This is a genomic window from Pseudomonas inefficax (assembly GCF_900277125.1).
Classification (GTDB): Bacteria; Pseudomonadota; Gammaproteobacteria; order Pseudomonadales; family Pseudomonadaceae; genus Aquipseudomonas; species Aquipseudomonas inefficax.
In genome coordinates, this window is the sequence record NZ_OPYN01000164.1 from 35573 (window position 1) to 49525 (window position 13953).

Here is a 13953-nt window from a genome sequence, read left to right on the forward strand (position 1 = left end):
TGTACCGCGTTGCCTGTTTCGCGGGCTCGCCCGCTCCCACAGGTACTGCACTGGCTTCGGTGCTGTGCGGTCCCTGTGGGAGCGGGCGTGCCCGCGAAACAGGCGACACGGTACCCGGATCATTCATGATGCCCGGTTAAATTTCTTGCCAACCCGGCAGAAAGCTCGCGTCCGCTCTACACTGCTGCCAGATGGGGCGGGGCTGTGTGCCACCATGCCCCCGTCTCACTGCCTGCGAATGGCTTCGGCCTGCATGATCGTCCTGGCTGCCTCGTCAAACCGCCATACATGGAGTACCTGTGATGGGCTGCGTGTCGAATGGTCGTGCTGCTGGCAACGCCGAACGTGGCATTTCACTGCAGTGGCTGGTGGCACTCGCCATCGTGCTGGGCATGTTGTTGCTCGGCGCCGCCCTGGCCTGGCAGGGCTATCACGGCATTCGCCAGACCTTGGTGGCCGCAGCGGGTGATTCTGCCCAGCAAATTGGCAAGACCATCGACGAACGCGCTCGGCGCCTGATCGACCCGGTGCACAGCAGCATCCGCCTGCTCGCCCACAACCCGTCTGCGCAAAACTCGGCGCAGCGCCTGGAACGCTTGCCGCAACTGGTCGAGACGCTGGAAGCCAACCGCATGCTCAGTGCTGCCTACATGGGTTACCCCAGTGGTGATTTCCTGCTGGTGCGGCGCCTTCGCGATCCGCAGTTGCTGCAGCGTTTCGCTGCGCCGCCGGGCTCGGCATTTCTGGTGCAGAGCGTCACCCGTGAGGGTGGGGCGGTGCAGGGTGAATGGCGCTTCTACGACCGCGCGCTGAACCTTTTGCAGGCCCAGGCCAAGCCCCAATACCGCTACGACCCGCGCACGCGCCCATGGTTTGTCGAAGCCAGCGCCCAGCCCACCACCGTGCTGACCCACCCCTATGTGTTCTTCACCACCCGCGAGATCGGCCTGACCATGGCCCAGCGCAGCGTCGACGGTGGGGCGGTGATCGGTATGGACGTTTCGGTCGACGACCTGGCCAGCGAGACCCGGGGCCTGCGCATGACACCCGGCACCGAGATCGTCGTGGTCGACGATCAGGGCAGCGTGGTGGCCTACCCGGAACTGCATCGGGTAATCGTGCACGAAGGGCAGGCCGCCCGCTTGTCGCGTATCGGTGAACTGGGCATCCCCAGCCTGGAGCATCTTTATACCGACCCGCCGCAAGGTACCCGGCCTCAGCCTTACCAGGTGGATGGCCAGACCTGGTATGGCATGCGTGTGCAACTGACCAACCTGGCCGGGCAGGACCTGCAGGTGCTGATTGCCGTGCCAGGCCATGAATTGCTGGCCGGTGCGCGCAAGGTACTGCTCGAGCAGTTGCTCTGGACCGCTGCCCTGATCAGCGTGCTGCTGGTGCTCGGTGGTGTGCTCGGCCGGCGTATCGGCCGCCCGTTGCGGCTGCTGGCTGAGCAGGTACAAGGCCTGGCAGGCTTTGATTTCAGCCGCGAAGTCGGGGTGCGCTCGCGGGTGTCCGAGGTGCGTGAGCTGAGCCACGTGCTTGGCCGCATGTCTGGCACCATCCGCAGCTTCCAGGCGATTACCCTCACACTCAGCAGCGAGCGCGACCTGGAGCGCATGCTCGACGGTGTGTTGACCCATCTGGTGGAAGCCGCCGGGGTCGATGCTGGCGTGGTGTACCTGTTCGATGCCGAACACGCCTTGCTGCGCCTGGCCGCCGCCTGCCGTGGCGAGCAGTACCCTGGCGAGCTGGCCGTGGACGAGACGGCCCAGCAGCACCTGGCCGCAGCGGTGACCCAAGCCCTCGGCCTGCATGAGGGCAGCATGGCCCTGGTGTTGAATGACCGTAGCCAGGCGCTGTTGGGCATCCTGGTCCTGCAACTGGGCGATGGGCATATACACGAACAGGCAGGCCAGCCGTTCCGCAGCTTTGTTGCGGAACTGTCCGGGGTGGCGGCGGTGGCCATCGAGACGCGCCAGCTGGCCGAAGCCCAGCAACGCCTGCTGGATGCCATGATCAAGCTGCTGGCCGATGCCATCGATGCCAAGAGCCCCTATACCGGCGGCCATTGCGAGCGGGTGCCACAACTGGCGCAGATGCTGCTGGACCAGGCGGTGGCGGCCGAAACCGGCCCGTATGCCAGCTTCAGCATGACCACGGCTGAACGCTACGAATTCCACGTGGCGGCCTGGCTGCACGACTGCGGCAAGGTCACCAGCCCCGAGTATGTGGTGGACAAGGCGACCAAGCTGGAAACCTTGTACAACCGTATCCACGAGGTACGCATGCGTTTCGAGGTGCTCTGGCGGGATGCCGGGCTGGCCTATTGGCAAGGCCTGGCCAGCGGTGGCGACCGGCAGGCGCTGCAAGCCACTCTGGTGCGCAGCCAGGCCCAGTTGCAGGACGACTTCGCCTTCGTCGCCCAGGCCAACATTGGCGGCGAGTTCATGCAGGACGCCGACATCGAACGCCTGCAGCAGATTGGCCAGCGCTGCTGGCAGCGCCATTTCGACAACCGCCTGGGCATCTCCCGTGATGAAGCGGAACGCTTTGCCGGCGTGCCTGCGCCTGCGCTACCGGTTGACGAGCCACTGCTGGCCGACCGCCCTGAGCATTGCGTGCCCTGGGGCCCCCGCAAGCCGCCGGTGGCCAAGGACGACCCGCGCAACCGCTGGGGCTTCGACATGCGCCTGCCGGCCTGCGCCAGCAATCATGGCGAGCTGTACAACCTGGCGGTCCGCCGCGGCACGCTGAATGATGAGGAACGCTTCAAGATCAACGAGCACATCGTGCAGACCATCATCATGCTCAGTTCCTTGCCGTTCCCCCGCCAGCTCAAGCGTGTTCCGGACATTGCAGGCAACCACCACGAGAAAATGGACGGCAGCGGCTACCCGCGCCGGCTGGGCGAGCAGGACTTGGGCATTGCCGAGCGGGTGATGGCGATTGCCGACATCTTCGAGGCGCTGACCGCGGCCGACCGGCCCTACAAGGCGCCGAAGAGCTTGTCCGAGTCGGTGAAGATCCTGGTGGGCATGGCCCGCGACGGGCACATCGACGGGCAGTTGCTGGAGCTGTTTCTCAGCAGTGGGGTGTACCGCCAGTATGCCGAGCGCTTCCTGCGTGTCGCGCAGATCGACGAGGTGGACGTGGCGTACTGGTTGGAGCAGATGCGTTGCCCGGCTTGAGCAAAAGTCCCCGATCCACCCACAACACCCATTTCTTCGAAGACACCTTGATCCAGGTGCAGATGCCCGATGGGCGCAGCACTTTGCATTAAGGCTTTATTGATGTGTCGCCAGGGCTGGCCTCTTCGCGGGTGAATCCGCCCCCACAGGATCACCACAGACTTCAAGACTTGCACAGTACCTGTGGGAGCGGGCTTGCCCGCGAAAGGGCCAGAGCAAGCAGTCGAGAAATTTCAGGGGATTCACCAATGACAACAGAAGACACCCAACCCTGAGTGCGATGGCCAAGGCGCTGATGGATGATGCCGAACTAGGCACATCGAAGGCAGGCGCGGTTTCCTGTAGGAGCGGCCTTGTGTCGCGAAAGGGGTGCAAAGCGCCCCCAACGATCTGTGCATCACCGCAAAAACGCCGGGGCCGCTTTGCGGCCCTTTCGCGACACAAGGCCGCTCCTACAGGAATTGCGCCGTCCATGAGGAACAGGGCATGGCCATCAGTGATCGCTCACCTCATTCATACCCCTGCGCCCCGGCAATATGCCGCCCGGCCACATAGCCAAAGGTCAGGGCCGGGCCCAGGTTGATGCCACCCGACGGATACCAGCCGCCAAACACGCTGGCCATGTCGGTACCCGCTGCATACAAGCCTGCAATCGGCTGCCCAGCTGCATCCAGCACCCGGGCATTGCCGTCGGTGCGCAGCCCGGCAAAGGTGCCAAAGCAACCGGGCTGTACCTTTACCGCATAGAACGGCCCATGCTCGATGGGCGCCACGCAAGGGTTTGGCCCTTTGTGCTGCGGGTCGCCCTGCTTGCGGTTGAACGGCGTGGAACCACGGCCGAACGCCGGGTCCTGGCCGTTGCGGGCATGGTCGTTGAAGTCGCTGACCGTGGCGCGCAACCCTCCCGGGTCGATGCCGCAGGCCTGGGCCAACTGTTCAAGGGTGGCCCCTTGCTTGAGATAGCCGCTGCGCACGTGCGGCCACACCGGCAGCGGCGCCGGGCGGGCGTGGCCCAGGCCGTAGCGACGCAGGAAAAGGTGGTCGCAGACCAGCCACGAACACACCTCTTCGCCCTGCGGCACCGCAGCGACCATCGCTGATACATAGTCGTAATAGCCATGCGCTTCGTTGACGAAACGTTTGCCGTCGGCCAGCACGCCGATGATGCCCGGCTTGCCGCGTTCGATGATGTGCGGGAAGTGGCCAACGCTGCCGTCGCGGTGCGGCACTCGCGAAACCGGCGCCCAGGCCACCGGCGACTTCAGGTCGGTGGCGACCACACCGCCGGCCGACTCGCCCAGGCGCAGGCCGTCGCCCGAACAACCCTTGGGGGGCAGGGCCAGGTTGTCGTGGCCGCTGGCATCGCGCGGGAACAGTTGCCGGCGCCGGGCGTTGTCGTTGGGGAAACCACCCGCCGCGAGCACCACGGCCTTGGCACGGATCAGTTGCTCGCCCTGTGGTGTAGCCACCAGTGCCCCGCGCACCTGGCCATCCTCGACCAACAGGCGTTTGGCCGGTGCCGACTCCTGCAGCTGCACGCCCAGGTCCTGCGCCGACCTGGCCAGGCGGGCCACCAGCGCTACGCCGTTGACCAGGTGCATCGCCCGGCCATACCGGGCCAGGTGGTACAGGTGGCGACCAAAGCGTTTGCACACGTGCAGCAAGGCCTTGGGCGAGCGGGTCATGTTGAGGAACGCGGCAAGGTCGGCACCCGCCATTATCGGCATGCCCATGAACGAAGTTTCGCGCATGGTCTTGCGCAGGCGTGGTAGCAGTGCACCCACCTCGCGGGCGTCATAGGGCTCGGCAATCACCTGGTGTCCGCCCTGGGCCGCGCCCGGTGTGTCGCCATGCATGTCGGGGATGCCGTTGCCGTCGGCAAACTGCAGCGCCGTGTGCTTTTCGAAAAACGCCACCATGTGCGGGCAGGCTTCGAGGAAGGCGTCGACGCGTTCGGCGTTGTAATACGCTCCCAGTTCATTGCGCAGGTAGGTACGCGGCTGCTCGATGTCTTCCTCGATGCCGGCCCGGCGTGCCAGCGGGTTGCGCGGCACCCAGGCCCAGCCGCCGGACCAGGCGGTGGCGCCGCCAAACACTGGTTCCTTCTCCACTACGATCACCTTCTGCCCATGCCACGCAGCCGTCACGGCCGCAGCCAGCCCGGCGGCACCAGAACCTATGACCAGTACATCGCATTCGGTTTCGTAAGGAGCGGAAGGCATTGCGGGATTCCTGTATTGTTATTGGAACAAGGTTCCACATTCTTGGCGGCAGTGAATCGGCACGCAAGGGTATGGCGGCCTTCCCGGGCAAGAAATGGGCGATAACCGGACAATTCCTGCCGCCCTGGGCGCGGTGGCTATCAGCGATATGGAATCATCTTCTAGAATTCGCAAAAATTTTCAGGGACCTGAGTCATGGCTGGTAGTCAGATCGAACGCGCCTTCAGTCTTGTAGAAAGCCTTACCGGTGAGCCGCAGGGGCTGCCGTTGCAAACCCTGGCCGAGCGCCTGGATATCCCCAAGAGCGCCACCCATCGCATGCTTACCGAGCTGGTGCGGCTGGGCTACGTGCGGCAGAACCGTGACAATAGCCGCTACCAGCTATCGGCCAAGCTGGTAGCGCTGGGCTTCCGATACCTCGCCAGCAGTGGTGCCGACATCATTCAGCCGATTCTCGACCGCCTGGCCCAGGACAGCGGCGAACTGGTGCGCCTTGGCGTGATCGACGGCACGCGCCAGACCTGGATCGCCAAGTCCCAGGGCGCCCGTTCCGGGTTGCGCTACGACCCGGACATGGGCCGCGACGCACCGCTGTTCTATACCGCGTCCGGGCATGCCTGGCTGGCCAGCCTGGATGATGAGCAGGCGCTGCAGATGGTGTTGCGCCAGGGCATTGCCGACCCGGCCCAGTTCGGCCCGAATGCGCCGCGCTCCACCGACGAGTTGCTCGCCTACCTGCGCCGCGCCCGCGAGCGCGGTTTTGCCTGGGTCGAGGAAACCTCGGCCATCGGCACCTCGGCCCTGGCTGCGGTGGTACGCCGCCCGCAAGGTGACGAGGTGATCGGTGTGCTGAGCATCGCCGGGCCCAGTGCGCGCCTGGCGCAAAGCCGCCTGGCAGAACTGGCGCCGCTGTTGCTGGCGGCGGCGGAGGAACTGTCGGCGGCCAGCCGGGCCAGTGAGTTGTTCGCCTGAAGGTGCATTTCCGGTCGATTACCGCACACTCTATTCCACGGCTTCTTCTGAAAAGTTGAACCTGGTTCTAAATTGTTCAATGTGGATTGTGGAATACGGTTCCGGAATCTTCATGACAACAATGACAAGAGGACAGGCTGTTGAACGCACCCCTTCGTATTGCCTTGATCGGCGCCGGCATCATGGGTCGCCAGCATTACCAGCATTTGCTCGATGTGCCGCAGGCCCAACTGTGCGCTGTGGCCGACCCGGGCCAGCAGGCCGAGGCGTTTGCCGCTGAATGTGGCGTGCCCTGTTATGCCGATCATCGCCAGATGCTGGAGCACGCACGCCCTGAGGCAGTGATCGTCGCCAACCCGAACAACCTGCATGTCGCCACCGCCCTGGATTGCGTCGAAGCTGGTGTACCGGTGCTGGTCGAAAAACCGGTGGGCGTGCATCTGGATGAAGTCCGCGCGCTGGTGGAAGCCTCGCGCCGCCACAATGTACCGGTGCTGGTCGGCCATCACCGCCGGCATAACCCGCTGATCGCCAAGGCTCACCAGGTGATTGCCGACGGCAAGCTGGGCCGGTTGATCAACGTCACCGCACTGTGGCAGTTGCAAAAGCCCGACAGCTATTTCGAAACCCCGTGGCGCCGCGAGCCGGGCGCCGGCTTCTTGCTGACCAACCTGATCCATGACCTCGACCTGCTGCGCCACCTGTGCGGCGAAGTGGTGCAGGTGCAGGCATTCACCCGCAACGATGTGCGCGGTTTTGCCAACGAAGACAGCGCCGCGGTGCTACTGCAGTTCGCCAATGGCGCATTGGGCAGCCTGACCGGCTCCGACGCGGTGGCCGCGCCGTGGAGCTGGGAGCTGGATTCCGGCGAAAGCCCGGTCTACCCACGCCAGGATGGCCAGCCGTGCTACCTGCTGGCTGGCACCCAAGGGGCCCTGAGCATTCCGCAACTCAAGCGCTGGCACTACGCCGAGGTCGGCTCGGGTTGGCACACGCCGCTGTTGCAGAGCGAGGAAAGCATCCCCGCCGGCGAGGCATTGACCTTGCAGCTGCAACACTTCGTGCGGGTTGCCCGGGGTGAACAGGCGCCGCTGATCGATGCCGCCGACGGTGGTCGCACCCTGGCGCTGATCGAGGCGATCCGCCTGGCAGCGGAAACTGGCCGGGCCTGTGCGCCCGAGCACATTGCTTGACTGGTCTGGTGACGATAATGACTGATCGAATTTTCTCCCTGGCGGCCCTGACGGTACTCGAACTGCCCCCGCCGGACATGGTCGAGGCAGCAGCCCGCGCCGGTTACAGCCATGTAGGCCTGCGCCTGGTGCCCGCCACCGAGCAGGAGCAGCATTTTCCGCTGGTGGCCGACGCCGACCTGCGCCGGCAGACCCAGGCGCGCCTGCGCGACACAGGTATCAAGGTGCTGGATCTCGAGATCCTGAGGCTGAAGCCGGAAACCTGCGTAGCCGATTTCGAGCCGATCCTGGCGGTGGGCGCCGAGCTGGGCGGCACGGAGTTGCTGGTGGCAGGCAACGACCCTGATGAAGCGCGGCTGACCGAGCGCTTTGCTGCGTTGTGTGACCTGGCGGCGGGGTATGGCATTCATCCGCATCTGGAGTTCATGCCCTGGACGGATGTGCGTGACCTGCGCCAGGCCATGCGGGTGGTGGCCAACGCCGACCGCGCCAATGGCTGTGTGCTGGTGGATGCGTTCCACTTCAACCGCTCTGGCTCTTCACTGGACGATCTGGCGCAACTGGCGCCGCAGCGCATGCGCTATGCCCAGCTGTGCGACGTTGCCGGCCCAGTGCCGGCTGACATGGACGAGATCCTGCGCCAGGCACGCAACGAGCGGCGCTTCCCGGGCGAGGGCGATGCCGATCTGGTCAGCTTGCTGCGCGGCTTGCCGCCAAGTGTGCCGTTGAGCCTGGAGATCCCCACACGGCAGTTGCTGGAACAGGGCATGAGCGGCGAACAGCGCGCGCGCATGGCGCTGGAGAAGGCGGTGGCAGTGTTGGCCAGAGTCTGATTGATAGAACGCGGCGCTTGGCACGGGCTACCGCCCGTGTTCGCGGGCACGCCCGCTCCCACAGGGATCGCGCCAGCTTTTAGAAATTGAGCAAGACAGTTGCTCCCACAGGTACAGCGCATGTCTTGAGCCCTGTGGAGCCCTTGTGGGAGCGGCTTTAGCCGCGAACACCGGCGCAGCCGGTGCCAGGCACCGCGTTGGATTCTTCGCGGCTGAAGCCGCTCCCACAGGTACAGCGTATGTCTTGACTCAGGCGCTGCCCCGTAGAGGAAAGTGACCAGCGCGCTCAGGCGCTCTCGACCTTGCGCGGTGCCATGAAGTACATCCACACCAGCGCCAGGAAGTACATCGCCGGGATCATGGTGAACAACACCGCATAGTTGTTATTGGTCGCGGTCAGCACGCTGCCGACGATCTGCGTCATGAACATCCCGCCAATCGCAGCGCACATGCTGCCGAAACCGAACACTGTGCTCACCAGGTGCTTGGGCGTGTAGTCCATCACCAGGCTCCAGATATTCGCCGTCCATGCCTGGTGCGCGCCCACCGCCAACGAAATGGCCGCCACCGCGACCCACAAGCCACTGGCGTTGGCTGCAAAGATGACGCTGACCATGGTGCAGGCGAAGATCAGCATAGACACCAGCCGCGCCGTGGTAGCGCGCACGCCACGGCCGATCAGCCAGGAAGACAGGATGCCGCCGCCGATGCTGCCGAAGTCTGCCGTCAGCCAGATGATGATCAGCGGGATGCCCATCTGGGTCACGTTGATACCCAGGCTGTATTGCTGATTGAGAAACGGTGGCAGCCAGTACAGGTAGAACCAGAACACCGGTGCGGTAATCGCGTAGGCCACCGCGAAGGCCCAGGTGCCACGCAGGCGCAAGATGCGGCTGAACGGCACGCGGGTCGGCTCGGGCTCGTCATCCTGCTGGATGTACTCCACCTCGCTCTGGCGCACGCGCGGGTGATCTTCAGGGTTGTAGTACTTCAGCACCCACAGCACCACCCACACCAGGCCCAGGCTGCCCATGGCGATGAACGCGGCCTGCCAGCCCCACACGGCCAGAATCAGCGGCAGCAGGGCCGGCGTGACCATGGCGCCGACGTTGGTGCCAGCATTGAACAGGCCGGTGGCGATGGCCCGCTCGCCAGCCGGGAACCACAGGCGCACGGTCTTCACGCAGGCCGGGTAGTTGGCGGCCTCGGTCAGGCCGAGGATGAAGCGGCAGACCATGAAGCCAGCGGCCGAGGTGGCCAGGCCGTGAGCGCCGGTGGCCAGGCTCCACAGCAGCACGGCGAAGAAGAACGCGCGTTTTACTCCTACCTTGTCGATCAGCCGGCCTTGCAGCAGGAAGCCGACTGCATAGCCGACCTGGAACCAGAAGTTGATGTTGGCGTAGTCCATCGCCGTCCAGCTCATTTCCTTGGCCAGGACCGGCTGCATGATGCCCAGCGCGGCACGGTCGATGTAGTTCAGGGTGGTGGCGAAGAACACCAGGGCAAGCATGCCCCAACGGGTCTTGCCGACGCCGAAGGCGCCGCGAAGCTTGTCGCCGATCGAACCCTGGGGCATCCGGGGGGCGGCGGGGGTGATCCTGGAGTGGTTCATAAACTGCTCATTTCTTGAAATTGTATTGACTGCGGTGCTACGGGTACGTGACCAAGCCCCAGGCAGGGGGCACGCAAGGCCGGTGCATGGTGAGCAGTGGAGGCGGCAGCGTCAATTCAAGGTAGGGGCTAATGTTCGGTTACCGAACGGTTGCGTTGGGCCTGCAGGCGAAGCAAGGCAGACTCAGGCGGTCAAGGTACTCAACGCTCTTGCGGCCAGATAACCGAATGTCATCCCCGGCCCCAAGGTAATACCGCCACTTGGGTAATGCCCGCCCATCACACTGTCCATGTCGTTGCCCACCGCATACAACCCGGGGATCGGCCGTTCCTCGCGGTCCAGTACCCGGGCCGAGGCATCCGTGCCCAGGCCGGCAAAGGTGCCCAGGCTGCCCGGCAACAGTTTCACAGCGTGGAACGGCCCGTGCAGCAGTGGCCGCAGCGACGGATTGGGGGCTTGCAACGGCTCGCCCTGCGCCCGGTTGTAGGCCGATACACCGCGCCGGAAAAGCGGATCTTCACCTTTGGCCGCGTGGCGGTTGAAACCGTCGACCGTGCGTTGCAACTGCTCGGCATCGATCCCGCAGCGCTGTGCCAACTGCGCCAGCGTGCGGCCGCTGTGCAAATAACCGCAGCGTTGATAGTGGCGGGTGGGGAAAGGGAAGGGCTTGGCCCAGCCGATACCATAGCGACGTTGCGCGGCATGGTCGCAGATCAGCCAGGCTTGCGGCGCTTCACCCTGCGGCGTGGCGGCGAACAGCGCGTTCATGAAGTCGTGGTAGCAATCGGCTTCGTTGACGAAGCGCCGGCCATCGCGGCGCACGGCGATGAAACCGGGCTTGGCACGATCGATCAAGTGCGGGAAATGGCCGAAACTGCCATCGCTGCGCGGTACCCGCGACACAGGTGCCCAGGCACCCGCATGGGCCAGGGTCGCCTGGACCAGGCCACCGGCCTGTTCGCCCAGGCGCAGGCCGTCACCGCTGTTTTCCCATGGTGCGGCAGAGTAGTGCTGGTCACCATCCGGTGCATGCGGCATCAGTTGCGCGATGCGCTGGCGATCATGGGCAAAGCCACCGCAGGCCAAAACCACACCGCGGCGGGCGTGAATCAGTTGGCCGTCGGCAAACTGCGCGCCGCTGACCCGGCCTTCGCCCAGCAGGCCGCTGGCCGGCTTGTCGGTCAGCAGCGTCACGCCAAGGTCCAGGGCGCTGCGCAGCAGCCGTGCCACCAGTGCGTTGCCATTGACCAGTTGCAAGCCGCGCCGGTGCAGCAGCAGATCGCGGCCATGGCGCAGCAGGCGCTTGCCCACATGCAGCGCGGCCGTGGGCGAGCGCGTAGCGTTGAAGAAAGCGGCCATGTCGGCGCCGCCAGCAATGCCCATGCCGGCCAGGCTGACGATGTCCAGCGGTGGGCGCAGCTTGCGCAGCCAGGGCCCGAGCAGGCGCCCGTCGTATGGCAGCGCGCACAGCGAACGGCCACCGCGCGTGCTGCCGTCGCCATCGCGCATGTCGGGCATGCGGCTGCCGCACTGGAACTGCACGGCGGTGTGTTGCTGGAAGAACGCGACCATTTCCGGGCCGTGATGCAGGAAGGCGCGCTGGCGCGGGGCCAGTTCGTTGACGTGGGTTTGCGCGCGCAAGTAGCGCTCCGGGGCATCGTCGGTCTCGACAATGCCTTCGGCAATGGCCAGCGGGTTGCGCGGTATCCATAACCAGCCCCCCGACCAGGCGCTGGTGCCGCCCAGTTGGCTGGCTTTTTCCGCGACGATCACCTGCAGGCCGTGATGGGCGGCAGTAACGGCAGCAGCCAGGCCAGAGGCACCGGAGCCGATGACGAGTACGTCACATTCGAGGGATTGCATGGTGGGTTTCGCTCAGGCTTTGGAAGAGTGTTTACTGCAGCGGCGAAAAGCCGGTAGGCCGCAGCATTCGCGACTGCAAGCGCAGCACCGCGCCCAGTTCGCGGTTGCGCCGTGAGAACTCGGCCCAACGCGGGTCCGCTGCCATGGCTGCGCGGCGTGCCATGCGCTCGTCGAGACTGGCATAACCCCAGATATGCACCACCTGGTTGACCTCGCCGAACTCGCTGGTGAAAAAGCCGACCAGGTTACCGAGATGCTCGCTTTGCACCTCCAGCGCGTGGCTTTGGTACAGGCTCAGCCAGTCGGCCATTTTCAGTGGATCGAGGGTGTAGGTTCTCAGTTCGTAGTACATGCTTGAGTCTCCATGTGAGTGGTTGGCGCCTGCAGGCGCGCGACGATGTGGTTGGCAGCGAGCCAGCCGAAGGTAAGGGCGGGGCCCAGGGTGATACCGGGGCCGGGGTAGGTGCCTTTCATCAGTGAGTTCATGTCGTTGCCGACTGCATACAACCCGGCAATCGGCTGGCCATCGCGGTTCAGCACGTTGGCCTGGGCGTTGGTCACCAGGCCGCGGGCCGAGCCGAGGTCGCCGGTGTGGATGCGGATGGCGTAGAACGGGCCGCTGACCAGCGGCGCCAGGCATGGGTTGGGCGTGTGTTGCGGGTCGCCCATGTAGCGGTTGTAGCTGTTGCCGCCTTTGCCGAACGCGCGGTCGATGCCGTTGCGGGCGTCGGCGTTGAACTGCTCCAGGGTCTGCATGAACACCTGTGGGTCGACGCCAATGGCCTCGGCCAGGGCCTGCGCTGTGGGGGCGCGGTGCAGGTAGCCGGCATCGATCAATGCCTGGTTGTCCACCGGCTTTGGCCTTGCCAGGCCCAGGCCGTAGCGGTTCATCGCCTCGGCATCGCAGACCAGCCAGCAACTGGCAATGCCTTTGGCGAACATGGTCTGCACGAAGTGGTGGTAGGAATCGGACTCGTTGACGAAACGTCGCCCGTCCGGGCTTACCGCGATCACGCCCGGTTTGGCGCGGTCGGTGACCAGGTGCGGAAAGCGTTCATGCTCGCCACTGGCATGGCGCAGTTCGGAAACAGGCGCCCAGAAGAAGTTGGCCACCAGGCCTTCGCCCTGGGCTGCGGCTACGGCTTGGCCAAGGCGCAGGGCCGCGCCGTCATTGGTGGGCGGTGACATGGTCAGGTGCTGCGCTTGCCGGGCCGGCCGATAGCTGTCGGCGAGCGCGCCGGCAGCGAACCCGCCCATGGCGCACACCACACCGCCCCGGGCCAGTACTCGTTCACGGCGCCCTTCGTGTTGCACCACCACGCCGGTGACCACGCCGCGTTCGACGATCAGCTCCAGGGCTTCGCTGCGCAGCCACAGCTGCGTTCCATGGGCGAAGGCGCTGCTGGCCAGGCGGGCGATCAAGGCGTTGCCGGTGGTAAGCCGCGTGCCGCGCGGATGGCGCAGGCGGTCCCGCGCGTAACGTGCCATCAGCTTCAGGCAATGCCACAGCGACCGGGGTGAGCGGCGAATACTGAGAAAATGCTGGATATCCACGCGGTTGACCATCATGCCGCCGAACAGCAACATGCCGGGCGGCGGCATCTGCAGGTTCTTGAAGTGCGGGCCGAGCTGCTTGCCGTCGTACTCGACCATCTCCAGTGCCCGGCCAAACTGGGTGGCACCCGGGGCGTCCGGGTAGTAGTCCGGCGAATGCGGGCGCAGGGCGTAGCGCAGTTCGGTGTTCTGCTCCAGCCAGCGCAGCGCCTGATGGCCTTGCTCGATGAAGGTGTCGACCAAGGCGGCGTCGTAGCCGTCGCCAATGACCTGCCGGAGGTAGGTGCGGATGGCCTCGGGGGAGTCCACCGCACCGGCGGCGCGGGCTTGATCGGTACCGTAGAGCCACACCGCCCCGCCGGAAATCGCCGAGGTGCCGCCAAAGTTTTCGGCCTTTTCCACCACCAGCACTTTCAGCCCATGGCGTGCGGCCGTGGCGGCAGCGGTAAAGCCACCGGCACCGCTGCCCAGCACGACCAGGTCAAAGTTGTGTTGCGCATGTTCATGCGTCGGCAT

Annotated in this window: 9 protein-coding genes; 4 read left to right on the top strand and 5 right to left on the bottom strand. The window is 65.2% G+C overall.

Annotated features, from left to right (window positions below; all coding sequences use genetic code 11):
* Positions 1-302 precede the first annotated feature (302 nt).
* Entirely contained in the window at positions 303-3188 is a 2886-nt protein-coding gene (locus JV551A3_RS18610; RefSeq protein ID WP_133971625.1) for an HD domain-containing phosphohydrolase, read from the top strand.
* 509 nt (positions 3189-3697) lie between these two features.
* On the opposite strand, the gene JV551A3_RS18615 is transcribed toward JV551A3_RS18610, so the two are convergent.
* Positions 3698-5410 (bottom strand): FAD-dependent oxidoreductase, encoded by a 1713-nt coding sequence (locus JV551A3_RS18615; protein ID WP_133971627.1) that lies wholly within the window; start codon positions 5408-5410, stop codon positions 3698-3700.
* 195 nt (positions 5411-5605) lie between these two features.
* Between JV551A3_RS18615 and JV551A3_RS18620 the strand changes: the two genes are divergently transcribed.
* The 3 genes from JV551A3_RS18620 to JV551A3_RS18630 all read left to right on the top strand — a co-directional run bounded on the left by JV551A3_RS18620 (position 5606) and on the right by JV551A3_RS18630 (position 8408).
* Positions 5606-6382, top strand: a complete 777-nt coding sequence (locus JV551A3_RS18620) for an IclR family transcriptional regulator (protein WP_133971629.1) — start codon at positions 5606-5608, stop codon at positions 6380-6382.
* A gap of 140 nt (positions 6383-6522) precedes the next feature.
* Positions 6523-7575 (top strand): Gfo/Idh/MocA family protein, encoded by a 1053-nt coding sequence (locus tag JV551A3_RS18625; protein ID WP_133971631.1) that lies wholly within the window; start codon positions 6523-6525, stop codon positions 7573-7575.
* A gap of 17 nt (positions 7576-7592) precedes the next feature.
* A complete protein-coding gene (locus JV551A3_RS18630; protein WP_133971633.1) occupies positions 7593-8408 on the top strand; it encodes a sugar phosphate isomerase/epimerase family protein in 816 nt (271 codons plus the stop codon).
* Positions 8409-8694: 286 nt separating this feature from the next.
* Here the strand turns inward: JV551A3_RS18630 and JV551A3_RS18635 are convergent, their stop codons facing one another.
* The 4 genes from JV551A3_RS18635 to JV551A3_RS18650 form a co-directional block, all read right to left on the bottom strand.
* On the bottom strand, positions 8695-10020 hold the full coding sequence (locus tag JV551A3_RS18635) for an MFS transporter (RefSeq protein WP_133971635.1): 1326 nt from the start codon (positions 10018-10020) through the stop codon (positions 8695-8697).
* Between the two features lie 183 nt (positions 10021-10203).
* The gene (locus JV551A3_RS18640; RefSeq protein WP_133971637.1) at positions 10204-11883 is read right to left on the bottom strand and encodes an FAD-dependent oxidoreductase; all 1680 of its coding nucleotides are present in this window, start codon (positions 11881-11883) and stop codon (positions 10204-10206) included.
* Between the two features lie 31 nt (positions 11884-11914).
* Positions 11915-12235 (bottom strand): NIPSNAP family protein, encoded by a 321-nt coding sequence (locus JV551A3_RS18645; protein WP_013972108.1) that lies wholly within the window; start codon positions 12233-12235, stop codon positions 11915-11917.
* Positions 12220-13953 (bottom strand): FAD-dependent oxidoreductase, encoded by a 1734-nt coding sequence (locus tag JV551A3_RS18650; protein WP_133971639.1) that lies wholly within the window; start codon positions 13951-13953, stop codon positions 12220-12222. The genes JV551A3_RS18645 and JV551A3_RS18650 overlap by 16 nt, the downstream gene beginning before the upstream one ends.